The organism is Lactococcus formosensis (genome assembly GCF_037892375.1).
Classification (GTDB): Bacteria; Bacillota; Bacilli; order Lactobacillales; family Streptococcaceae; genus Lactococcus; species Lactococcus formosensis.
The window spans coordinates 1,060,863-1,085,022 of record NZ_CP141721.1 but is presented as its reverse complement, the minus strand read 5'-3'; the positions used below and the strand labels follow the sequence as shown (position 1 = coordinate 1,085,022).

Sequence of the window (24,160 nt, the reverse complement as noted above, 5' to 3'; positions counted from 1 at the left end):
AAAAAATGATAAGGAGTAATGTCGATATGGGATTAACTTTTAGAAAACGTGATGATTTCGATAAAATGATGGATGATTTAGGTGTCTCAACTGGGGATTTAGATACTGATAAAGTAATAAAAAAATCTGATAAACAAGAAGATCCATTTGCAAAATTCTTAGAACCAAAAGATACTTCAAAATCCGAAAAAGCAGACTCTGGTAAATAGTGTGACATTTTACTGATTTACTGCTAGAATAGAATTGAGAATAATAAATAACGAGGAAACTATGGCTTACAAAAAGAAACAAAAATCGACTTTTCAAAAAGTGACAATGGTTGTTGTCGTTGCAATGCTTCTACTCATTGTCTTTAGCTCCTTAGCTATGGCACTATCTGCATTTTAAAAACTGCTTGAAGCAGTTTTTTATATTATAAAAAGCTTGGCGAGCCAAGCTTTTTATCTTATTCAAATCCTTCAGTTAATACTTGAGGAAATTCATTTTTTACAATTGTAGCACAGCTTGAGCAAAGGGCATGTAGATGTTCATTTTCATCTGTTCCAACTGTAACATCTGTACGGCGACAACGGTCACATACTTGACCAGCTGCTTGCTCTACAAGAATAGCTACATCGTCAAATTTAACAGCTGTTTCTGGTACTGCTTCATTTGATACAGTGAACTCTGAAACAATAAGAAGTTGCGCAACATTTTCATCAAGGCTTACAAGAAGGCTTGAAACTACTTCATTCGGATAAACAGTAACTTTTGCTTCTAGTGATTTACCGATGAGTTTTGCTTCACGTGCTTCTTCAAGTGCTTTGAGTACTTTATTTCGGAATTCAAGGAAAGCTTCCCATTCACCAAGTAATTCTTCTGCCCCAGTAAAATCTTTAACTTCCGGCATTTCAGCAAGATAAGCAAACTCTTCCGTCTCTGCTTCAAGATATGACCAAATTTCTTCTGCTGTGTGTGGGAGGATCGGAACTAAAAGTTTCGTCAAATCTGCAAGCATTGTATACATTACGGTTTGCATTGAACGACGATCAGCAGAAGCTGCTGCTTCAATATAAACAACATCCTTAGCAAAATCGAGATAGAAAGCAGACAAATCATTGGTCAAGAAGTTAATCACTTGCTTGTAAACACTCATGAAGTTGTATGAGTCATAGGCTTCACGTACTGATTTTACCAATGTATTGAACTTGACAAGCATGTATTTATCAACACTGCGCAAGTTTTCATATGAAACAGCATGTACATTCTTATCAAAATCTGTAGTATTTGCAATCAAGAAGCGCATCGTGTTACGGATTTTACGATAGACTTCTGAAACTTGATTAAGGATCTCCATCGAAACACGAACATCGGCTTCAGTATCCACAGAAGCTACCCAAAGACGAAGAATATCTGCCCCTAATTTCCCTGTCACATCTGAAGGCAAGATCGTATTACCGATAGATTTAGACATCTTACGTCCTTTTCCATCAAGAACAAAACCTTGTGACAGAACTGCTTTATATGGCGAAATGCCGTTAACAGCAACTGATGTTGTGATTGATGAATTAAACCATCCACGATATTGGTCTGAACCTTCAAGATAGAGATCTGCAGGATAAGACAAGTAATCACGTTCGTTCAGAACACCATTCCATGATGAACCTGAATCAAACCAGACGTCCATGATGTCTTTTTCTTTTGTGAATTCACCGTTTGGCGACCCAGGATGAGTGAAGCCCTCTGGCAACAAATCTTTAGCTTCGCGTTCAACCCATACTTTTGAACCGTGCTCAGCAAAAAGTTGAGCAACATGTTCTGTTGTTTCTGGTGTAATAATAGCCTCACCATTTTCTGCATAGAAGATTGGCAGTGGAACACCCCAAGCACGTTGACGAGAAATGACCCAATCTCCACGGTCACGAACCATATTATAAAGACGTGTTTTCCCCCATGGAATAATCCAATCCACTTGTTCAATCTCACGTAGGATATTTTCACGGAAATCATCAATCGATGCAAACCATTGTGGTGTCGCACGGAAAATAACAGGTTTCTTTGTACGCCAATCATGTGGGTAACTGTGCGTAAAGAAATCAAGCTTCAGTAGAGCTCCTTTTTCTTCTAACCATTTACTTACAATTTTGTTTCCTTCATCGTAGAAGATACCTTCTAAACCAGGAGCTTCATCTGTATAGTATCCACGGTTATCTACAGGTGATAATACTTCAAGTTTATACTTACGACTAAAGAAGTAGTCATCTTCACCATGACCAGGTGCACTATGAACAAGACCTGTACCAGACTCAAGTGTGACATAGTCCCCATTCATAATCAATGATTCGCGATCATAAAATGGATGGTCAGCTGTCATCATATCCATTTCAGAGCCTTTAAGTGTTTGCAGAACAGTTGGGTTTTCCCACTCTAAAGTTTCTGCTACCTTATTGAGCATTTCTGAAGCAACAACAAATTTACGTTTTTCGACTTCTACTACGGAATATTCATAGTCTGGATGTACAAAAATCCCCATGTTTGCTGGCAATGTCCAAGGCGTTGTTGTCCAGATAACAAATTCTACATCTTCTGGTAACAAGCCCTTAACATCTTTTGCTTTGAAAGCTACAAAGATTGAAGCAGAACGGACATCTTGGTATTCAATTTCCGCTTCTGCCAATGAACTTTCTGATGAAGGAGACCAGTAAATTGGTTTTTGACCTTTATAGATATAGCCTTTTTCCGCCATTTTACCGAAGACACGAATTTGTGCCGCTTCATATTCTGGGAGAAGTGTCATATATGGACGTTCCCAATCTGCTAAAACTCCTAAAGACTTAAAGTCTGAACGTTGCATATCTACTTGCTTGAGCGCATATTTGCGACACTCCTCAAGATAGTCTAACATGTCCATTTCTTTACGGTTCATGCCCGCTTTTGAAAGTTGTTGTTCGATAGGTAAACCATGAGTATCCCATCCTGGAACATATGGCGCACGGAAACCAGACATGGATTTATAACGTACAATAATATCTTTTGAAATTTTGTTCAAGGCATGTCCGACGTGGATATTCCCATTAGCATACGGAGGTCCATCGTGCAACATAAATGATGGCTTACCTTCGTTCAGTTCTTGACGTGCTTCATAAAGCTTTGCTTCTTCCCAGCCTTTTTGCCAAGCTGATTCTTTGTTTGGCAGTCCTGCACGCATCGGGAAAGCCGTTTTCCCTAAATTCAAAGTATCTTTAATTTTCATAATTTTTTTACCTTCCTTTTAAACTCTATTTATTTACCAGTAGCTCTTAATCATTAGCTCCTTGCGTATTATCATTCTAATCCGCTAAAGCGGAAAGAAAGTTTCTTGGTTCACAACTCGCTTCGCTCCCTGCGTATTATCATTCTAATCCGCTAAAGCGGAAAGAATGATAATAAAAAACGGTCTTTCGCAAAAGGACGAAAGACCGTGGTACCACCTTAATTTTTCTCACAAAAAGTGAGAACTCAATGTACGTAACGTGTACAACGTCTAAACTTACTCGAGTTGGGCTTAGAATAATTTAGGTGATAAGCCGAAAAACAGGGAATATGAGACTTTCATCAACACTCACTTGCTGTAAATATATTTTTCTTTTCATGTCCTAAAATTAGATTATTTTTGTTCAGGTTTTTCTACATCTGGAACTTCTGTTTGCATCTCTGGAAAAACTGGATAAGTTGCTTCTTCATTTTTTTCAGTTTCTGCAATTTTTGGAGCTTCGCCTTCTTTAGAGGGTATTTTTTCAGTTTCTTCTTCCAGAGCAGGAGCCAAGACTTCTTTTACGGTTTGTGGCACTTCTGTTTCTTCCACTTCAGCTGCTTTTTCTGGCTCTTTATCGTGCTCAGCAGTTTCAACACTTGCTCCACCCTGACCTTTGGTTCCTGTCAAAGATGTTCCGCTTAATTGCATATCCACAATTTCTTGGAGCTTTTCTTCAGGATTTGTGATATGTGAAGAGGTTGTTTCCAAAGTATCTTGCCAATCCTCTGAATGAATACTTGCCAACTGTGCTTCAATGATTGAAGTCATACGTTGGTGATAAAGACGCATTTTACGTTTCAAATCATCTGTATCACGGACCAAGCGACGCGCATCATCAGAAGCTTGATTGAGGATTGTTCCCGCTTCTTTTTTAGCGGCTTCAATAATGAGTTGACCTTTTTGGCTTGCTTCAGCAATAATACTGTTTGACTCGCTTTGTGCTTGAACACGTAAATTGTCTGCTGCATCTTGTGCTACTACAATTGACTTATTCAAGGAATCTTTCATATCATCAAAGTATTTTACGCGTTCACGTAAGTCCTTGAGCTCGCGATCTTGATCTTTAATTTTTTGTGCAAATTCATCGTAGTCACGAACAACGATATCTAAAAACTCTTCAATTTCATGTTTATTGTAACCACGCATCTGTGTGTTAAATGTTTTATTTTGAACATCTAAACTGTTTAATGCCATAAGTACCTCCAATCTCCCAAGAGACTCTATTTTTTCTTATGATTCTTAGTAATTTCACATTCGATTTTCTGTTTACCTTTTTTGGTCTCACCTAATATCTTTAATACTTTAATGCGACCTAGACCACGAACACTGATTAAATCTCCTTGTTCAACAGGAAAATCTTTCTTTTCAATTTCAAGGTAGTTTAATTTTACCTTTCTTAATTGTAACATATTTACAGCTAGATTGCGAGAAATCTCGAAAGTGCTTGCAATAATCTTATCAATGCGTAAACTCGAAACTAAGATAACTTTTATAACAGAGTTGTCTTCTGTTTTTATCAATTCCTCCAATGTTTTTTCCACAAATTTCACTGGGGCAGGACCAATTTTTTCGATATTATTCTGAAAGATTTCAAGAAGATGTTTAGAAACAAACACTTGTGCTCTTCCCTCGTTTAAAACAATATCTCCAATTTCTGAACGACGGATTCCCGTTTGTCCTAAGAAACTTCCCAAAATCTGGGAATGCTTAAGTTGATAAAATTTCTTGGCATAGGAAATTTCTAACAGTGCTAAATCAAAATCAGATTCATCTAATTGATAAAATTCAGGGGCTATAATAATCTTAGTTAGTTCGGTCTGGGCAATATCTTGAGTAGAAAAAATCTGAAGTTCCCGCTTATTTGCTAAAGACTCGAGAATTTCAACTTCTCTAGGATTTAGAAAATAAGTAGTAACTACAGAATAATTGTTTTCCACACGATCCATCCAGTCTAAGACGCGATCAATAAATTGCTTTTCATCAGGATGAAAGTGTTGATATATATTTTCATAACTCATAAGAAGCGTAAAAGAAGTTGTTGAATAACTTGCAAAGCAATCACACCTAGCACGATTGTAAAATCTAACCCTGCAAAACGTAAAGGTATACCTTCAAACAAGCTCAAATAAGGTCTCGAAATTTTGACGATAAACCGCCCTACAGCTGTATCATAAAGGCTCGGAATCCAGCTCATCAAAGCATAAGCTACCAAAACCCAAGTATAAAGACCAATTAGTCGAATTAAAATATATATAATCATAGTTTATTAAATATCGAAGTTTTCAAAGTTTTGCCCTGCCAAGATACTTAATTCTTGGGAAGCATCAACTGTGATATTCGCCGGTGTGAGTAAGAAAATTTGTCCGCCAACATTTTGAACATCACCATCAAGTGTAAATACAACACCAGTCAAAAAATCAATTGAGCGTCGTGCTTGGTTATCTGGCATAAATTTGAAGTTAACCAAAACTGACTCTCCATTTTTAACGATACGCGCAGATTCCATAATATCAGAATAGGCACGTGGCTCTTTGATGGCAATAACTTGTCCTGCATTTGTTGTGGCTTGATTCATCATAGGTTTTTGAACTTTTTTCTCTGTTGTTTTAGTGTTATTAGTTGTGGAAGAAAAGGGTACTGGGCGTTTAGCAGTTGATTTTGCTTGCGCTTGTCTTTGGGGTTGAACCGGACGGTTCGCACCTACAGGACTCTTTTCTGTATTTACTGTTGAAGACTTTTGCGGTTGTGCTTGTGGCTTTTGTGCCGCTACAACGGGTTCATCATACTCATCGTCGTCCTCTTCGAAAAATTTTTTTAATTTATCAAATTGATCTTTTAAGGCCATACTTCCCTCCGTTTTCAATGCTTAAGATTCTATACAAATTTTATTCAAAAAATGCTGTACCAATTCGAACAAAGGTCGCTCCTTGTTGAATTGCTCTTGTATAATCACGGCTCATTCCCATACTCAATTCAGTACAAGGAATATTAGTAATTCCTTTAGCCGCGATTTCGATTTGCAATTGCTTCATCGAAGCGAAAATGTTATCCAACTGCTCATTATCAGCATCAATCGGCGCCATCGTCATCAAGCCCACAATTTCCACATTATCTAACTGTGAAATTTCTGCTAAAGCTTGATCTATGTCTTCTGGCGCAAATCCATGTTTTGTCTCTTCACCTGAGATATTGACTTCGAGGAAACACTTTATCGGATGTTCCGCACGTTTTTCAATTTCTTTGGCAAGTTTGACTGAATCTAAAGCATGAAAGTAATCCACTAAATTAATGACATCTTTTACTTTACGACGTTGCAAATTGCCAATAAGATGCCAAGTGATATCTTTATTTTCAAGAGCCTTATATTTTTCAAGAAATAAATCTGTACGATTTTCTGCTAAATGATGAATACCTGCTTCAACTACTTGTGCGGCTTTTTCAGCCTCAACATATTTGGTTACAGCAATCACCTGAACGTCTTGATTTGAATAAGAAGATGCAGCTTTTGCTACATCTACCTTGTTCAAAATATTTTCAACATTTTCTGCTATACTCATTATTTACGGAAAAATGGTGGAGTATCGATATCTTCATCTGTTGATGGGATACCTGAGAAGCTTGTAACATTTGATGAGTTTTCACGGTTTTGGTTTCCGTTTTGACGTGGTGAAGCGTCGCGACGAAGATCCCAATCACCAAAAGCAGATCCTGATTTTTGTGCAGGAGCTTGTTGTACTTGTGAAGGTTTTGAAGCCTGTGCTGGACGTGAAGTTGGCACTGACGCTTGTTTCATCGAAGTGTGTTGAAAATTAGGTTGGCGACGTGGTTCTTCTACAACTGGTGTTGTAGATGTTCCCAAGTATTCCTCAGTTGCATCTTGTGACACACCTGTTGCTACAACAGTAACACGAATTTCATCACTAAGTGAATCATCGATAGATGTTCCCAATAAGATGTTCACATCATTACCTGCAGCTTGAATAACAATTTCTGAAGCATCTTGTGCTTCAATAAGGCTCATGTCCATACCACCTGTAACATTAAGGAGGACATTTTCAGCACCCTCAATCGTTGTTTCAAGCAATGGTAAGTAAATCGCTTTACGTGTTGCTTCAATGACACGATCTTCCCCAGTTGCAACGCCGATTCCCATAAGAGCATCCCCTTTATTCGCCATAACTGTTTTCACGTCAGCAAAGTCAAGGTTAATCATACCAGGGTTTGTTATCAAGTCCGTAACGCCTTGGACACCTTGGCGGAGAACATTGTCTGCTTCACGCAAGGCTTCTGTCAAAGGTGTCTTCTTATCAACGATTTCAAGCAAGTTGTTGTTTGAAATGATTAGTAATGTGTCTACATTTGCACGAAGGTCTTCAATACCTTCAGTTGCGAAGTAGCTACGTTTCGAACCTTCAAAACCAAATGGACGAGTGACAACTGCAACTGTCAAAGCACCAATTTCTTTTGCAATTTGAGCGATTACGGGAGCAGCACCTGTTCCTGTTCCACCACCCATACCTGCAGTGATGAAGACCATATCTGCACCTTCAAAAGATTGAGCAATTGTTTCTGCTGATTCTTCTGCTGCGCGACGACCAACTTCAGGTTGTGCACCTGCACCAAGTCCGCGGGTCAACTTAGGGCCAAGCTGGATTACTGTATCTGCTTTTGAACTGCGCAAAGCTTGTACATCTGTATTAGCTACGATAAAGTCAACGCCAGAAACGCCTTCTTCAATCATGCGGTTAACTGCGTTACCACCGCCGCCACCAACACCGATAACTTTAATTACAGCGCCTTGAGCGATTTCTGTATCAAATGAAAATTCCATGTTTTTATTTCTCCGTTATTAAGTCGTTTTAGTCAAAAAGGTTTGAGAACATGTTGCGCATACGATCCACAACACCTTCTTTTTCTTCTTCAGGTTCAGCTGCTGGTTGAGCAACTGGACGAGCTGGAGCTTCTGTTGGATAGAAGTTATTTTCTTCATAATCCATTGTATCTGTTGTTTGAAGAACAGGTTCTTCGTACTGTGCAACAGGGGCAACATATGTGCTATCAGAAGCGATGGCTTGTGATACAAGTCGATCAATATCTGTGCGTTCACCAACGTAGTTCACAACACTGATTACTTGAGCAAAAGCTGGATTACGCAAGCCCATTTCGCTTGGTACGAAGAGACGCGCGTTCATGCCAATTACTTTTGTTGCAAGATTCACTGTACCAGGCATTGCCGCAGCTCCACCAAGTACCACAATACCACCAGGGTAGTCCAATGAACGTGTGTTCTCCAAATCTGATTTCACACGGCTAAAAATCTGTGTTAAGCGTGCCTCAATGATTTGTGAAAGATAATATTCTGTGATTTCTTCTGGGTCTGCTTGACCAACGACGTCAACCGGGAAATACTCTTCTTGACTGGCGCGTTCTGTACTTGCTTCACCATAGTTCAGTTTCAAATCTTCTGCTTCACTCAATGAAGTATTGAGAACCGTAGAGATATCACGTGTCACATAATCACCACCTTCTGGGCTTGTATGTGCGAATTTCAATTGTTGATCACGAACAGCTGAAACTGTTGTTTGGCCTGCGCCAAGATCAATCATTACTGTACCAAACTCACGTTCTCCTTCTGAAAGAACATAGTGACTCATGGCAAGTGGAGCAATTACAAGGTTATCTACAATCAATCCAGCACGTTCCACAACTTTACGAATGTTATGTACTAATGTTTTTGGACCTGTGTAAATAATACCACGCATACCTAAACGTACACCAAACATCCCACGAGGATCAGAAATTCCTGTAAAATCATCAACTGTAAACTCAGTTGTCTCTACAGAGATTATTTCACGTTCAGGTACTACACCACGCATCAATGCATTTTGCACAGTTTGCATTACATCATCTTCTGTAATTTCTTTTGAAGTCCCGATAATTGGAACCATGCCTTGGCAATTTTCCATCTCGAGTTGATTGGCAGGAATACTGACATTAATTTTGTCAATCGTAATCCCTGCACGTTCTTCAGCAGCATTAACAGCCTTACGTAAAGCTGTTGCCACCTTCTCAATATCTACAATAATTCCATTTTTTAAGCCGTCAGATTTTGCATTTCCAACGCCAATTATATTCATTTCATCTGAGACGTACTCTGCAACCAACACTTTGATAGTATTCGTACCGATGTCAACGCCCGTATAAAGTCCACTTTTTAGCATAAAAGCGACCCCTTTCCTCACATATCACAATTCATATTTTCAATTTATCGAGTTTACACTCACTCTATATTTTAACACAAAATCACAGTAAAACAAGAGTTCAACTGTGATTTTTTATATTAATTCCTATTTTTTTTAGCAATTGAAAAAATCGCCAAAGTACCAGAACCTGTATGAGTGACAATCGTTGGGCTCAAAGGACGAATGTCAACCTTGTCAACATGTTGTGCTAAGAAAAGTTCTTTCACTTCTTGAGCAGTTGCCTCACTACCTGAATAAGCTACAATTACACGTGAATAATCTGGATCCATCTCTTCAAGTGTCATGTCAACTAAACTTTTAATAGCCTTCTTCTTGCCACGTACTTTGGTCAGTTGTGTCAACTTGCCTTCTGAATCCACTGTAAGGAGAGGTTTAATGTTAGCCATCGTCCCAACCATAGCAACAGCTTTGGGAATACGGCCTCCTCGTGCAAGGTGATTCAAATCGTCAACCATAAAAAGACTTTTAAGTCGTAAAATAAGCTCCTCAAAAATTAGAAGTGCTTCTGTCAAGCTCTTCCCAGATTCTCGTAGCTCTACCATTTCTTGAACCAAGAAACCTTCTCCCGAAGCTGCAGCCAAGGTGTCCACCACCGTAATTTTAGCTTGTGGATATTCTTCTAAGACCATTTCACGAGCGATAACGGCAGATTGATAAGTCCCTGATAGTCCGGATGAAAAAGCCAGATATACAATTTCTTCTTCTGGATTTTGGCTTATAAATTTTTTAAACAACTCAGAGAATTGGCCAGAGTTAATCTGTGATGTCTGAACAGTTTTACCTGCTTTAATTTCACGGAGAAGGTGTTCGTTACTCAGGCTATTTTCACCAATCGTTGGAAAGGTCTGATCGCCAATAGTAACCGTCATTCCTAATACCTCTATGTCGTACTTTTGCAAATAATCTTCACTCAAATCCGCTGTTGAATCAGTAACAATGCGAAAAGTCATCTTTTTTCCCCTTACATTTTATTTCTAAAAATTTCGTACATCAAAATACTAGCAGCAACACTTGCATTCAAACTTTGAACATGACCAACCATAGGAATCGTAATCATTTCATCCACTTGTTTCTTAAGATTTTGGCCAATACCTTTTCCTTCATTACCAATTACCAATGCAACTTTTCCTGAAGTATTCCATTTGGAATAAGTTGTACCATCCATGTCGGTTCCAAAAGTCCAAAAACCAGCTTCTTTTAATTTATCTAGCGTTTGAGAAAGGTTTGTGACACGTACTACAGGTACATGCTGAAGCGCCCCTGTACTTGCTTTTACCGCGATTGGTGTAATCCCTACTGAGCGGTGTTTCGGAATGATGATAGCATCCACTCCTGTAGCATCAGCAGTTCGAGCAATCGAGCCTAAATTATGAGGATCTGTCAACTCATCCAAAATTAAAATTGTTGCTGCTTCTTTGTTTGAAATTTGCGCTAAAATCGTCGCTAACTCTGCGTAAGCAAATTCTGCCACACGTGCAACAAAACCTTGGTGTACACCATTTTCTGATATTTTATTTAACTCAGTTTTTGGTGTCCAAGAGATGTTTACTTTTTTTTCACGCGCAAGTTCCTTGATTTTTTCAACGTTCTTACCCCGTAATTTTTCCTCGACATAGAGTTTATTGACTACTCCTGCATTGAGTGACTCTGTTACAGCATGTAAGCCGTATATGATATCCGTATTTTCCATAATATTATTATAGCAAAAAAGATGTCCATATGGGACATCTTCTCTTATTTTAAGCCAAAGCTCCCATAGGATCCCAAGGTAAGAGGATCTGAGGTTCAGCATTGTAGGCTGCAAGTTCTTCAGGAGTGAGCAAATCTTTGCGTACTACGATTTGGTAGGTATATTCATCCATCCAAGCATCAGAGGCCACAAAATACCCTTCCTTACCAACATCTTTACCCCAAGAGTTTTCCACTTTCCATTTCGTAGGTGCTCCATCTTCGTCCAAATCTACACCTGTTAAAACCATAGCATGTGTCATTAAAGATTCCGCATAATCTAAACGTGAGGCCTTATCCTGTGTAAAGTGAATATCAAGTGATGTCTCAAAATCATATGCATCAAGAGTCAACAAACCATCTTTACGGTTTGAAACTTGTCCAACATCGCAACCAAACCAAACTGTTTCGCCTGCTTGCATTTGTGCAATTGCGAGTTTTTTGAAACGATCCATGTCAAGATTCAAGTGCTTAACATCACGAGCTCCAACGACATTTCCCAGAAATTCAACCGTGTATGATTTGTTGTAAGGTTTATCTTCTGTTGGTGCATTAATGACTGAAACATAGTCATCAAGTTTGATATCCACATATTGAGCATAAAATTCTTGGGCTGTGCCTGAGAATTTTTCTAATGTGTTTTCTTTGTCACGGAATGCATACTCAAAATGTTGCGGAGGAAGTCCAAGAGTTGCTGCTAAAAAGTTAAAAATTTCTTGTAACAAATTTTCTTTAAGAACTTGTACATCTTCACCATTTGCCAGTGCTTCTCTCAATAATTGAGCATCTTGGCGCAACAACTTGTCTAAATATTGGTTGAGTTCACGTGAATTAGAAGAAGCTGCTGATTCAGGATAAATATCTTTAGGAACGACACCGTATTTTTCAAAAAGTGCAACAACCATGTCCCATTGCCCACCGTCCTGCTGTGGCGTTTGGAGCAAAAATTTCAAACGACGATCGTCCATATCCACATGGTTAATGATTTGTTCCATAAACCAATTTGACTTCTCGTATTTATCCCAAAAGAAAGTGTAAGCCTGTGATAGTTCAAAGTTTTCTAACTTAAATTGTCCAATCATTTTATGACGGAAAGTATTCAGAGCAGCAAACATCCAACAACGCCCCGATTGCTTTTGATTCGTTACTTTGTCCTTTGTAAGGTCGATGGAAAACTCTGCAATATTGTTGGCATGTGAGCTACGAACTTCCAAAGCATTCAGGAGCCCATTTTTCGTCACTGCATTCTCTACAGCACGAAATTTAGGGTTTTCCGCAAAGTTATCATAAAGTTTTTGTGTGAAATCTTGAGTAATTGTCATTTCATTCTTCTCCACTTCCATGTATTGATTTTATTATTATAACTTTTTCTGGTGAAAAAGTCAGCTAATTATCGTTTATTCCATATTGTTCAGAAAATTCATTAATGTTTGGGCAGATTTGCGACCAGCTTCAATAATAAATTCATCAAATTTCACATTTGCGTCATGGCTCGCTGTATCTGACATTGCACGAATAATAACAAAAGGTTTCTTTAATGCTGTTGCTGCTTGCGCAATAGAAGCCCCTTCCATTTCAACAGCCAAAACATCTGGAAAGTGGTTTTTGATTTCAGCTATACGGCTGTCGCTAGAAATAAAGCTATCAGAGCTTGTAATCAAACCGACAACAGGATTCTCAATCGCTTTTTTCAGTTCTGAAACAAAATATTTACTGCTCTCAAAATAAAGTGGTTGTTGCGCCATTTGACCAAAGGCATAACCAAAGGCTGTAACGTCTACATCATGATAAGCCAATCTATCTGCAACAACAACATCACCAATTTTTAATTCATGATTGACGGCCCCTGCAGAACCTGTATTAATAATCCCATCAACGGAGAAAACTTCAACTAGCAAAGTCACTGCCATCGCAGACATCACTTTACCTATTCCTGATTGAACTAATACAACTTCGTGACGACCTATTAATCCTGTATGAAAAACATAACCGTGTCGTGTAATCTTACTTGCTTGATCAAGATTTTCTACAAGAGTACGTAGTTCTTCCTCCATTGCACAAATAATTCCTAATTTCATTTTTTATTCTCCTTTTTCTTTCATTGTGGTAAATACATTATATAGTATAAAAGTTTAAAATAAAACCCCACATATATGTGAGGCATGGATATCATTTAGAAGTAATACCAGAAAAATAAAATTCCTATCCCAATTACAACAAGAGACGTAATAAGAAGCCATTTGTTTACACGGCTACTTCGTTTTTTCTGCTTGGCATTTTCAATGCGACGACTTTTATACACAGCATTTTTAGATAAATCACGTTCAAGCTTATCATACTTCTCTGAAATTTCTCGGTCTTGCTCTAACTCTTCTTTGAGAATTCTCTCCAAACGTTTTCTTTTTCGCTCTGCATCCTCGATGATATCATCTGTTAAAAGTGGTTTAGGCATCTAAATCTCCTTGTGTTTTCAGATTTTTTAGTTCCCAGTACCAAACAGACATGATTGTCTTAGCATCACAAATTTGACCTTCTTCAATCATCGTCTTAGCTTCTGAGAGTGTCACTTCAATCATCTCAAGAAATTCTCCTTCGTCCTTGGGACGAGGGTTTTCAACCTTCGTGAGTCCAATAGGGAAATAAAGATATGTTTTTTCAGATGAAAAACCAGGTGTACCATAAAAGCTCGTAATTTCGACAAGTTGTTCTGCTGTATAGCCCGTTTCCTCTTCTAATTCACGTAAAGCAGCTGCTTTCGGATCATCCAGCTCATCAGCTTCAAGTTTTCCGGCAGGTACTTCATAAATAAATTTTTCAAATGCTTTACGATATTGCCCTACCAATACAAGCTTATCCTCAATTATTGGTGCAACAGCAACGCCGCCATTATGAAAAACCAACTCTCTCGTTGCCATTGTATCATCTGGAAGGCTTACTAAATCCTTCACCACTCGAAAAATTTGTCCGTGAAAAATTTGCTCACGAGACAAAGTGGGTTCTTCAAACTTTTTCTCGTCAAATTCTCGCATGTTTATCTCCGTTATCTTTATTTTCTTATGTTTTACTCACCACGAAAATGCGGCAAGCGACGTGCTGCACCTGATTTTTCAACTTGACGTGAACGCCCGATTGCGATACTTTCTGGTGCAACATCTTTAGTAATTGTTGATCCTGCAGCAGTTAGGGCGTTTTTTCCTACCCGAAGTGGCGCAACTAATGTTGAGTTGGAACCAATAAAGGCAAAATCATCAATTTCCGTATTGTATTTATTTTGTCCATCATAATTTACAGTGATTGTTCCAGCACCGAAGTTTACTTTTTCACCAACTGTTGCGTTACCAATGTAAGTGAGGTGACCGGCTTTTGTTCCTTTACCGAGTGTTGATCCTTTGATTTCAACAAAGTTACCCACATGAACTTTTTCGCTGAGAACCGTTCCTGGGCGCAAGTGAGCATATGGTCCAACATTACTCATGATGTTCATTTTACTGCTTTCAATCCATGACGAACGAATTTCACAATGAGAATGAATTTCTGAATCCTCAATGCGGCTTCCACTTGTAATCAAAGTTTTCTTGCCAATAACGGTATTACCCATAATTTGGACATTTGGTTCAATGATTGTTTCTTCACCGATTTCGATATCTGCATCAATATAGGTTGTTTCAGGATCAATAAGTGTTACACCATTGACCATATGTTGGTGGTTGATACGACGACGCATAATTTTTTCTGCTTGTGCTAACGCTACACGATCGTTTACACCAAGACTTTCATCAAAATCTTCTAAGATATGAGCTGTAACATTGTCCCCTTGTTTTTTGAAAATTTCGATAACATCTGTCAAGTAGTACTCACCTTGTGCATTATCTGTTGTGAGATTTTCAAGTGCTGCGAATAAAGCTTTGTTATCAAAAATATAAGTGCCTGTATTAATTTCTTGAATAGCTTGTTCTTCTTCAGAAGCATCTTTTTGCTCCACAATTTTTTCCACACAGTTCTCTGCATCACGGATAATACGTCCATAGCCTGTTGGGTTTGGTGCAAGAGCTGTTAAAATAGTTGCTGTGGCTTTTTGGGCTACATGATACTCAAACAATTGTTCTAAAGTTTCGCCTGTAATTAATGGAGTATCACCCGCAATAACCAATGTTGCGCCTTCTTCATTTTCAAGTAAATCTGAGGCAATACGAACTGCATGTCCTGTCCCCAACTGCTCGTCTTGTTTCACAAAGTTCGTCCCTTTAGGAAGAGTTTCAATAACTTTGTCCGCTTCATGCCCAACAATCACAATACGTTTTGCCATATCGACTTGATTGACACTTTGTAAAACGTGACCTAACATTGTTTTCCCAGCCACATTATGAAGAACTTTCGGTAAAGAAGATTTCATTCGCGTCCCTTTTCCAGCTGCGAGTATAATTGCATATTTTTCCATTTTATATGGCCTCCAAAACTTATTAAATTTCTAATAGAATATACATTAATTATATCACACTCTAAGAGTATTTCTAATTATTGTCTTTGTTTCTATAAATATGCTAAAATATATGCTAAAATGAAGGAAGTCCTACTATAAAGAAAATGGAGATAAAATGAAAACAATTGGTTTTATAGGTGTCGGTAAGATGGCATCTGCTATCATTACTGGACTTGATAAGTCAAATGTCCGCGTACTTATTTCAGGGCGTGATTTGAGAAAAACAAAAGATCAAGCTGATAACTTAGGTGTATTTGCGAGTCACTCACATGGTCAGCTCGTTGAACAATCTGATCTTATCGTTATGGCTGTTAAACCTCAAATTTTGCCTGACATTATGGAAGAGATTTCCCCTCTCTTTACGAAAGATAAAACTCTTATTTCAATCGCAGCTGGTTTTGATTTAGAAGCATTATCAGATATGTCTAAAACATATGACTTCCCAATCATCCGCGTAATGCCAAACATTAATGCACAAATTCAAAAGTCAACTTCTGCTATCGTACGTAACGAATATGTAAGTTCAGACATCTACCAGTTGACTCAAGAAATTTTCTCTTCAATCGGTACTGTTCATGAAGTTGCTGAAAAGGACTTTTCTACATTTACCGCTATTGCTGGTTCAAGTCCTGCATATATCTATATGTTCGTTGACGCCTTAAGCCGAGCTGGTGTTCTTCATGGTATTCCTAAAGATCAGGCTACAAAAATCGTTGCAGAAACCGTTGCAGCATCTGCTCAAATGATTTTGGAATCCGGAGAGGGCCCTTGGACTTTAGTCGATAAAGTTTCAAGTCCTGGTGGAACCACCGTTGCTGGTGTTGTTTCTTTAGAACAAAATCATTTTGTAGCTACAGTAATTGATGCAATCACTGCAACGATTGAAAAAGAGAACACCTTAAACTAAAACCGCTTTTGTTACCTCATAAGCTTGTAAAAAATATAAAAATAGTGTAAGATAAGTAGGTAGTTTTTTACAACTCATTCTTGGTTTTGCGCTTTGCCTGCGCTCTACTCAGTATGAGCACTAAATAAAAAGGAGAAAAACTCATGGCAATCTCAAAAGAAAAAAAACAAGAAATCATCAAGCAATACGCACGTACTGAGGGCGATACTGGTTTACCTGAAGTTCAAATCGCTGTTTTGACTTGGGAAATCAACCACCTTAACGACCACATTAAATCACACAAAAAAGACCACGCTACTTACCGTGGATTGATGAAAAAAATCGGTCACCGTCGTAACCTTCTTGCTTACCTTCGTGAAAAAGATGTTCAACGTTACCGTGAGCTTATCGCTTCACTTGGTCTTCGTCGTTAAGACTCAGAAAAAACTGTCTTTGGACAGTTTTTTTATTTAAACAAATAAAAAGAAAAACTTCCAGAAATTCCTGGAAGTTTTTTGTGTTAAGACGATTGTTCCGTTGTGTTGTTCGTGTTTCCATTGTTTGAGGAAGAATCTTTTTCCTGGTTGGAAGAGTCTTTACCTTGTTCTGGTGAAGTCTCCGGTGTTGTTTCTGGAGTCGTCTCTGGTGTTGTTGTTTCCGGTGTTGTTTCAGTTGTTGTCTCTGACGTTTGATTGCCACCTGTATTACTATTGTTAGCTTTCGCCACTGTCAAGGTAATTTTTGTGTTTGACGGATTAAATTCTTTTCCTGACTCAGGGCTGGTTTGTGTTACGTAATAACCATTAAGGTTAGAACTTGAAACTTCGCTAGCTGTACTTGCATCAACAAAGGTAATATTTGATTTAGGTACACCAAGACTTTGCAACTGATTGAGGTAACTGATTGCTGATGTTGAGCTTAAACCACCTGCAGTAAGGGCAAGTGCAGGCATAATTACCGTCTCACCTTCAGACACATCAAATGTGATTTGATCATTACCTGTTGGATCGAAAAACTCTCCTTTAGCTGGCGTTTGCTTCACAATAGTACCTGAAGCTTCAGAGCTTGTCACATAATTTACCTTAATTTGACTCTTGCTGATATTTTTATTCAAAACAAGCTCATCCACAACGTCCTCATACTTTTGTCCGACATAGTCGTCCATCTTAAAGCCACTTGCACCTTGTGAAACATAGATATCTACTTTGCTATTTTTTCGAACATTAGATCCTGATTCAGGATTTGTACGTGTTACTTTGTCCTTTTCAACGGTCGTACTTAATTCAGGAATAATATTTCCAACAGTAAGATTTTTGTCTTTTAGCTTACTTTCTGCTTCTTCCTGTGTCATATTTGTCACATCAGGAACAGAGACATTTTGAGGCGTTGTAATCATCCAAGCTGTAACACCTCCTGCGATAAGTACAAGTGCAAGAACAATCCAAGCAATCAATCCTTTACGTGATTTCTTCTTTATTAGCTCCGGATCTGTTTTCACCTTGTCTTCGGCAACACTATTTTTTGCTTCGTCCTTTTGTTCTGATTGCGGATTATCAATTAGAGGTTTTGTATCATAGGGATTGATCAACTTACTAGGCAAAGCTTTAGTTGCATCTAAGTCCTTATCAAAGGTAAGCTTCGGCTCCCCTTTACGATCCAAACTGGTAGCCGTAGCCAGGTCTGTCATCATCTCCTCAACATTCGCATAACGATTGTGAATATCTTTAGCTGTTGCTTTGATTACAACATTTTCCAATGCTTGAGGAACATTTTTATTGATATTAATAATGCTTGGTACATTTTCTTGAAAATGTTTTAGAGCAATCGCTACTGCAGAATCCCCGTCAAACGGGATTTGCCCTGTCAACAACTCAAACAAAATAATACCAATAGCATAAATATCTGACTGAAGTGTTGCATTCGCCCCACGCGCTTGCTCTGGCGATAAATAGTGAACACTTCCAAACATCGTGTTGGTTTGCGTTAAACTCGTTTCTGTCAGGGCCTTGGCTATCCCGAAGTCCGTCACTTTCACGTTCCCACTTTGAGAGAGCAATACGTTTTGTGGCTTCAAATCACGGTGAATAATACCATGGTTATGCGCACATTCCATAGCTGAAAGAATTTCTGAAGTAATGTTCACTGCCTCATCATTTGACAAAGGAGCGTGTTCATTGATGTATTGTTTTAAAGTCATTCCATCAACGTATTCCATGACGATATACTGTTGATTTTCAGACTCTCCTACATCAGAAATACTCACAATATTAGGATGAGAAAGTTCTGCCATTGCAAATGCTTCTCGTTGGAAGCGAGCAATTGCAATATTGTCGTTTTCAAAATTAGAGCGTAAAACTTTAATCGCTACTTGACGATTATCAAGATAAGTATCTTCCCCTTGATAAACATTGGCCATACCCCCTCGGCCAACTTCTTTAATGATTTTATAACGATCTGCAAAGATTTTTCCGATTTGAATCATCAGTCAACCTCCACATCTTCATTCATCACTACAGACTCTTCGTCAATTTTCACTAAGATCACTGTGATATTGTCATGTCCGCCTGCTTCATTTGCAAGACCTACAAGTATTTCCGTCTTCTCTTCAATACTCGCCTCTGAATAGACAACTTCTAAAATCTCCTCAGAGGATATCATATTTGTCAAACCATCAGAGTTCATCAGAAGATAATCTCCCGGCTGAACATCCACAGCTTGTAAGTCAGCTTGAACTTCAGCCGACTGACCAAGAGAACGCGTAATGATGTTTTTGTTAGGGTGTATTTCAGCCTCTTCTTCAGTAATTTGACCTGCATCAACAAGCTCTTGAACTAAAGAATGGTCTGTTGTAATTTTTTGCATCTGACCATCACGAATTAAGTAGGTACGACTGTCACCGACGTGAGCCGAGATCACTTGGCCTTCTTGCATCACTAAAGCTTCAAGCGTTGTCCCCATCCCTTGATACTCATCAAGTTTACCTAAATCTGCAATATTTTCACTTTCATTACGGATTTGGTTGCGGAGCCATGTTTCCATTGTCGCAACAGGTGTGCCGTCATCAAAAAATGATTCCGACCATAATTTTCCCAAATCCTCTACGGTTAATTTACTCGCGACATTGCCTGCTTTATGTCCCCCCATACCATCTGCTAAAAGAAAAAGACGATAGCCTGCGCGGTTAACATAAGTGCCTGCAAAGTCTTGGTTGGCGGTACGTTTCATACCAATGTCTGATAAAATACTATATTCCACTTTTGCTCCTTATAAAAGAATTAAAGTTTTCTGAATTTCGCAATAAAGAAACCATCTGTATGATACATTTCTGGTGTAATGAAAATACAACCTTCTGTGATAATATCTTCTTTTTCATGCGAAATTTCAACCTGTTCAAATTCTGGATGAGTCTCAAGGAATTTATTTACCACCTCAAAGTTTTCTTCATCAAAAATTGTGCAGGTACTGTAGACCATTATACCATTTTTCTTTAGCTTTTTCGAAGCACTGTCTAAAATTTTCAGTTGAATTCCCTGTAAATTAAGAAAGTCAGAGCTTTCCTTGCGATAACGGATATCAGGTTTACGACGAATCAAACCAATCCCAGAGCAAGGTGCATCAACCAAGATACGATCAAAGTCTTCTTCATCCGCAAAGCGTTCTGCTAATTGCGTTGCATCTGCTTTGACTGTTGTAATTTTTTCCCAAACCCTTTGGCGTTCTGCATTATCTTCAATGAGTTTTAACTTGTGGTCATAGAGATCACAAGCTGTGACATGCCCATCATCAAGGTATTGAGCGATGTGAGTTGTCTTTCCGCCTGGTGCAGCACAAGCGTCAAGAACCCGTTCACTTCCTGTTAATTCAAGTTGTGGCGCTACCAGCTGGCTGGTCTCATCCTGAATAGTAATTTTCCCTTCAATAAATGCTTGGCTATGTGCAAAATTACCATGATCTGCCACACGCCCAACAGGAGAGAGTTCTGAGGGTACTGTATCTGGAACAGTAACTTGAGGATCGATTATTCTGAGGCTGGCTTTACTTGGTTTTTCTAAGCTCTCTAACATCATTCCTGTACGTTTTCCGCCAAACTGTCGTACCATTTTATCCAAAAGAAGTTTAGGCATGGAGTATTTGATTTCCCAAGTTTTTGGCTCTTCATTTCGGCGCTCTGAACGCATAAAATTGCGCAAAACAGCATTGATAAAGTTTCCTGCTTGCTGCCCATCTTTACGTTTAGCTATCTTAACAGCTTCATCAACGGCAGCTGAGGTTGGCACTTTATCCATGAAAAGGATTTGATATATGGTCATTATCAATAGCATCTTCGCCCACGGTTTTGGTTGTTTTTTAAAGAAAGGCTCTAAATACCACTCCAAAAGTTTTTCTTTAGATACGACACCATAAACCAAAGCTGTTACAAAATTACGGTCTAAGTCCGAAAGTTCTACTTCACGTAATGTTCTATCTAAGGCAATATTCGCATACGCATCATTCCCAAAAATATCGTTGAGCACATCAAGTGCGACTTGTCTTGCATTATTTGCCAAATTGATCTCCTATATTTACTTTCTGTCCTAAACCATTAAGGAAACTAATAATATCCATTTTGGGCTTTCCAGCTGGCTGTACTTCGAGAAGTTCTAAAGCACCAGAACCTGTTGCCACTATGAGGGATTTTTTTGTTTTATCAATAATTTCACCAGGTTGTCCTTGTTTCTCTGTGTCGATAGGACGACTGTTGTAGATTTTGAATCGTCCTTGATTCCAGAGGGTATGTGCTACAGGAAATGGATTCATACCACGGATTTGATTAAAGATTTGACGGTTATTTTTTGACCAGTCAATTTTTTCTTCGTCAGGGCTAATGTTTGGAGAGAAAGTCGCTTGTGTTTCATCCTGCGCTTCTGGTTTGATTTCTCCTGCAACGTATAGAGGCAACGTTTCAAGAAGAAGATCACGGCCGATAATAGCTAATTTTTCGAACATCGTTCCTACATTATCTTCATCTAAAATCGGAGTAGAAGCTTTCGCAACCATATCCCCTGCATCCATCTTTCTGACCATTTCCATAATGGTCACGCCTGCTTCTTTTTCGCCATTCATAATTGCATAATGGATCGGTGCTCCACCACGATACTTAGGCAACAAAGAGGCATGAACATTTACTGCAAAAGCCATTGCATCAAGTAATTTTCCTGGCAAGAACTGCCCGAAGGCTGCCGTTACAATACCTGCACCTTGAGCACCAAATGCCAGTAATTCATCCATTTCAGCTGAACCAGATAATTTCTCAGGCTGTAAAATTTTCAAGTCCGCTTTCAATGCCAGCTCTTTTACGGGTGTTTGACGAAGCTCTTGCTTACGTCCCACCTTACGATCAGGCTGTGTGACGACAGCTAAAATGTCATAACGTTGGCTATCAATCAATCCTTGCAATACCGTTTGAGAAAACTTAGGAGTCCCCATAAATATGATTTTTGTTTTTGTCATAGTATTATTTTAACACGTTGTCTAAATCTTTTTCTTAATGCTTCAAGTTTATTGTGATTTCCTTGAACATATTTCTCGTGTCCCTCATCCTCCTCTTTTATTTTTCATAAAAAACTTTCTTCTTACCCTATAAAAAATGTGTGCCTTTATTATAACATTTTCTTAACCCCTATTCCTTTTCATACCCTTGATTATAGACTATAATCTCAGGATATTCTTCACTTTCAATAAAAAAATAAAAAAGAGAGCACAACAATGCATCTCTCTTTTATTATTTGTTAGCCCCAAAATGAATTAAAAATAAATAATAACTATATATATTTGCCGGTATAAGGTAGGGGTTGAGCTTCCATAAAATCATATGTTTCTACTTGTTCAGCTTCGGTGAAGAAGGCGGTATTTCGCTCTGTGAGCATAATGTTTCCCGGTCCATTTTCTTCAAAACGAACTAAGAAAGTCGGTTTGCCTTTCGCTATCGCATAGCCTAACTCCCATGCAGTACCCGAATCCGTATCCTGTCCATCATAGTCTAAAATGGCAACAATTACATCGGCAGCTTCCACTTCTTTAACGTCGTTTTCCATTGTAGCTTTTGCCCACACTGGTGTAAATGGTTCAACATCCTCTGCTAAACCTTCTGGGCGTTGACAACGCATGGGACTAAAATAAGAGGCAACTGTTTCGTTCTTAGCAAGTGCTGCTTCCAATTTTTCCACTTTTTGAATTTGACTCTCACTGAAAAAGGGTGCTGCAAGATACACTTTTACTTCTTGTTCAAATAGCTTGTTCATAATTTAAGTCTCCTAATAACTGCATGGCTTGTTCCGTTGTCTCAACTAGATGGACAGCTTCTAAAACTTCTAAAGACAACATTTCTTCTTTGGTTTGTTGCTGAATCATATTAAATAAAGGAAGATAGAAGTCTTTATCAATGAAAATAACCGGCCGTATTTCTGTTTGTCCAATGCTCATCTCCGTCAGGAGCTGAAAAACTTCTTCCATTGTCCCAAAGCCTCCAGGCAAAATAATAAATGCTTCGCCTAAATCAATCAACTTGCGCTTGCGTTCATCCATATTTTTAGCCAGATAAAGCTCTGTTGCATTTTGACGTGGCGGCTCTAAAGGTAAGACTCCTTCAGGATAAACAGCAATAACTTGTCCCTTATTCTCTAGCACCGCATCCGATACAGCACCCATACATCCTTCTTGAGAACCTCCATACACTAAGGTGTGCCCGCTACGCGTTATTGCTTCTCCGAGTTTCTTACTGCGCAATAAATGAGTCGGATTTTTTCCATCTCGGGCCGATAAGAAAACAGTTAAATTCATTTGCTGTTCTCCTCCTCAATTTCTGCGAGCTTATCTTTAATTTGTTTAAGGACAAATAATTTTGCTTTTTCATCCTCAACAAAATCATACTTATCGCCGTCAATTTGAATTTTCGGACAAATATCAAAATCCTCAAACCATTTTTCGTAACGCTTGTTTAACTCTTGATAATAGTCATAAAGTGAGCTGTCATATTCCAATTGTTCAAACTCACGTCCTCTTTTCTGGATACGTTCGAGCATTTTTTCAAAAGAAACACTCACATGAATCAAGAGATCAGGGCGCTTTTTGAAAGTTATTGTGTTGATTTCCTCTAACATATTTTCCAGTAAAGCATCATAAACTTCTACTTCAATATCTGTTGCTCGTCCCAAGTCTGCATTCAGATGAAAAAGCAAACTGTCCTCATAAATTGAACGGTCAAGGACGTTATTATTATGCGAAAGTGCTCTTTTTATCGAGTCAAACCTCTTATTCAAAAAATAGATTTGCAACAAAAAGGCATATTTTTGTGGATTTTGGTAAAAGAGAGGTAAAACCTCATTATCATCTACACTTTCATAGAACGCCTCTGTTCCTAGATCCTCTGCCAACATTTCTGTAAGTGAACTTTTGCCAGCTCCAATTGTTCCAGCTAATACTAACACTGCCATTTTTTCCTTCCTAACTTTTTGTATTCTAATTTCCAGAATACTATGTGAAAAGGTTCA

General features: G+C 38.5%; 26 protein-coding genes. 4 read left to right on the top strand and 22 right to left on the bottom strand.

All coding sequences use genetic code 11. The features are described from left to right. Window positions 1–26: 26 nt before the first annotated feature. Window positions 27–209 carry an SPJ_0845 family protein gene (locus VNN39_RS05290; RefSeq protein WP_165713933.1) on the top strand — a complete coding sequence of 61 codons (183 nt, stop codon included), beginning with the start codon at window positions 27–29 and terminating at the stop codon, window positions 207–209. Between the two features lie 61 nt (window positions 210–270). After that, window positions 271–387 (top strand): DUF4044 domain-containing protein, encoded by a 117-nt coding sequence (locus VNN39_RS05285; protein WP_004259413.1) that lies wholly within the window; start codon window positions 271–273, stop codon window positions 385–387. A 58-nt stretch (window positions 388–445) separates the two neighbouring features. Here the strand turns inward: VNN39_RS05285 and ileS are convergent, their stop codons facing one another. The 15 genes from ileS to glmU form a co-directional block, all read right to left on the bottom strand. Next, window positions 446–3,232, bottom strand: coding sequence for an isoleucine--tRNA ligase (ileS, locus tag VNN39_RS05280; RefSeq protein ID WP_339006947.1), 2,787 nt, complete (start codon window positions 3,230–3,232; stop codon window positions 446–448). 393 nt (window positions 3,233–3,625) lie between these two features. Next, window positions 3,626–4,468, bottom strand: a complete 843-nt coding sequence (locus tag VNN39_RS05275) for a DivIVA domain-containing protein (protein WP_213496895.1) — start codon at window positions 4,466–4,468, stop codon at window positions 3,626–3,628. 26 nt (window positions 4,469–4,494) lie between these two features. After that, window positions 4,495–5,292 carry an RNA-binding protein gene (locus VNN39_RS05270; RefSeq protein ID WP_213496893.1) on the bottom strand — a complete coding sequence of 266 codons (798 nt, stop codon included), beginning with the start codon at window positions 5,290–5,292 and terminating at the stop codon, window positions 4,495–4,497. Then, window positions 5,289–5,534: a YggT family protein gene (locus VNN39_RS05265; RefSeq protein ID WP_003133468.1), complete on the bottom strand. Its 246-nt coding sequence runs from the start codon at window positions 5,532–5,534 to the stop codon at window positions 5,289–5,291. Before VNN39_RS05265 ends, VNN39_RS05270 begins: the two co-directional genes overlap by 4 nt. 6 nt (window positions 5,535–5,540) lie before the next feature. Further along, entirely contained in the window at window positions 5,541–6,119 is a 579-nt protein-coding gene (locus tag VNN39_RS05260; protein WP_017369098.1) for a cell division protein SepF, read from the bottom strand. Between the two features lie 40 nt (window positions 6,120–6,159). Beyond that, window positions 6,160–6,831, bottom strand: coding sequence for a YggS family pyridoxal phosphate-dependent enzyme (locus VNN39_RS05255; protein ID WP_338996902.1), 672 nt, complete (start codon window positions 6,829–6,831; stop codon window positions 6,160–6,162). Further along, window positions 6,831–8,105: a cell division protein FtsZ gene (gene ftsZ, locus VNN39_RS05250; protein WP_339006945.1), complete on the bottom strand. Its 1,275-nt coding sequence runs from the start codon at window positions 8,103–8,105 to the stop codon at window positions 6,831–6,833. The genes VNN39_RS05255 and ftsZ overlap by 1 nt, the downstream gene beginning before the upstream one ends. Before the next feature lie 28 nt (window positions 8,106–8,133). Further along, window positions 8,134–9,495 (bottom strand): cell division protein FtsA, encoded by a 1,362-nt coding sequence (ftsA, locus tag VNN39_RS05245; protein WP_017369101.1) that lies wholly within the window; start codon window positions 9,493–9,495, stop codon window positions 8,134–8,136. A gap of 119 nt (window positions 9,496–9,614) precedes the next feature. Then, window positions 9,615–10,487, bottom strand: a complete 873-nt coding sequence (locus VNN39_RS05240) for a DegV family protein (RefSeq protein WP_017369102.1) — start codon at window positions 10,485–10,487, stop codon at window positions 9,615–9,617. A gap of 11 nt (window positions 10,488–10,498) precedes the next feature. Next, window positions 10,499–11,227, bottom strand: coding sequence for a 23S rRNA (guanosine(2251)-2'-O)-methyltransferase RlmB (rlmB, locus tag VNN39_RS05235; protein WP_017369103.1), 729 nt, complete (start codon window positions 11,225–11,227; stop codon window positions 10,499–10,501). Between the two features lie 49 nt (window positions 11,228–11,276). Next, the gene (gene pepC, locus VNN39_RS05230) at window positions 11,277–12,587 is read right to left on the bottom strand and encodes an aminopeptidase C (protein WP_338996897.1); all 1,311 of its coding nucleotides are present in this window, start codon (window positions 12,585–12,587) and stop codon (window positions 11,277–11,279) included. A 75-nt stretch (window positions 12,588–12,662) separates the two neighbouring features. Continuing rightward, the gene (locus VNN39_RS05225; RefSeq protein WP_338996895.1) at window positions 12,663–13,343 is read right to left on the bottom strand and encodes a 5'-methylthioadenosine/adenosylhomocysteine nucleosidase; all 681 of its coding nucleotides are present in this window, start codon (window positions 13,341–13,343) and stop codon (window positions 12,663–12,665) included. Between the two features lie 95 nt (window positions 13,344–13,438). Continuing rightward, a complete protein-coding gene (gene macP / locus VNN39_RS05220) occupies window positions 13,439–13,717 on the bottom strand; it encodes a cell wall synthase accessory phosphoprotein MacP (protein ID WP_017369106.1) in 279 nt (92 codons plus the stop codon). After that, window positions 13,710–14,294, bottom strand: a complete 585-nt coding sequence (locus tag VNN39_RS05215) for an NUDIX hydrolase (RefSeq protein ID WP_338996893.1) — start codon at window positions 14,292–14,294, stop codon at window positions 13,710–13,712. The genes macP and VNN39_RS05215 overlap by 8 nt, the downstream gene beginning before the upstream one ends. Window positions 14,295–14,326: 32 nt before the next feature. Next, window positions 14,327–15,703 (bottom strand): bifunctional UDP-N-acetylglucosamine diphosphorylase/glucosamine-1-phosphate N-acetyltransferase GlmU, encoded by a 1,377-nt coding sequence (gene glmU / locus VNN39_RS05210; protein WP_017369108.1) that lies wholly within the window; start codon window positions 15,701–15,703, stop codon window positions 14,327–14,329. Between the two features lie 157 nt (window positions 15,704–15,860). Between glmU and proC the strand changes: the two genes are divergently transcribed. Beyond that, window positions 15,861–16,652: a pyrroline-5-carboxylate reductase gene (gene proC, locus VNN39_RS05205; protein ID WP_339006943.1), complete on the top strand. Its 792-nt coding sequence runs from the start codon at window positions 15,861–15,863 to the stop codon at window positions 16,650–16,652. 143 nt (window positions 16,653–16,795) lie between these two features. Beyond that, window positions 16,796–17,065 carry a 30S ribosomal protein S15 gene (gene rpsO, locus VNN39_RS05200; protein ID WP_338996891.1) on the top strand — a complete coding sequence of 90 codons (270 nt, stop codon included), beginning with the start codon at window positions 16,796–16,798 and terminating at the stop codon, window positions 17,063–17,065. Between the two features lie 86 nt (window positions 17,066–17,151). Here rpsO and pknB read toward each other — a convergent pair whose 3' ends face one another. The 7 genes from pknB to VNN39_RS05165 all read right to left on the bottom strand — a co-directional run bounded on the left by pknB (window position 17,152) and on the right by VNN39_RS05165 (window position 24,103). Continuing rightward, the gene (gene pknB, locus VNN39_RS05195) at window positions 17,152–19,113 is read right to left on the bottom strand and encodes a Stk1 family PASTA domain-containing Ser/Thr kinase (protein WP_339006941.1); all 1,962 of its coding nucleotides are present in this window, start codon (window positions 19,111–19,113) and stop codon (window positions 17,152–17,154) included. Continuing rightward, the gene (locus tag VNN39_RS05190) at window positions 19,113–19,886 is read right to left on the bottom strand and encodes a Stp1/IreP family PP2C-type Ser/Thr phosphatase (RefSeq protein ID WP_165713924.1); all 774 of its coding nucleotides are present in this window, start codon (window positions 19,884–19,886) and stop codon (window positions 19,113–19,115) included. The genes pknB and VNN39_RS05190 overlap by 1 nt, the downstream gene beginning before the upstream one ends. A 20-nt stretch (window positions 19,887–19,906) precedes the next feature. After that, window positions 19,907–21,178, bottom strand: a complete 1,272-nt coding sequence (gene rsmB / locus VNN39_RS05185; protein ID WP_165713923.1) for a 16S rRNA (cytosine(967)-C(5))-methyltransferase RsmB — start codon at window positions 21,176–21,178, stop codon at window positions 19,907–19,909. Then, window positions 21,168–22,121, bottom strand: a complete 954-nt coding sequence (gene fmt / locus VNN39_RS05180) for a methionyl-tRNA formyltransferase (RefSeq protein WP_017369114.1) — start codon at window positions 22,119–22,121, stop codon at window positions 21,168–21,170. Before fmt ends, rsmB begins: the two co-directional genes overlap by 11 nt. A gap of 311 nt (window positions 22,122–22,432) precedes the next feature. Next, entirely contained in the window at window positions 22,433–22,912 is a 480-nt protein-coding gene (locus tag VNN39_RS05175; RefSeq protein WP_017369115.1) for a nucleoside 2-deoxyribosyltransferase, read from the bottom strand. After that, window positions 22,896–23,450, bottom strand: a complete 555-nt coding sequence (locus tag VNN39_RS05170) for a TIGR00730 family Rossman fold protein (RefSeq protein WP_165713921.1) — start codon at window positions 23,448–23,450, stop codon at window positions 22,896–22,898. The genes VNN39_RS05175 and VNN39_RS05170 overlap by 17 nt, the downstream gene beginning before the upstream one ends. Beyond that, window positions 23,447–24,103, bottom strand: a complete 657-nt coding sequence (locus VNN39_RS05165; protein ID WP_017369117.1) for a deoxynucleoside kinase — start codon at window positions 24,101–24,103, stop codon at window positions 23,447–23,449. Before VNN39_RS05165 ends, VNN39_RS05170 begins: the two co-directional genes overlap by 4 nt. Window positions 24,104–24,160 lie beyond the last annotated feature (57 nt).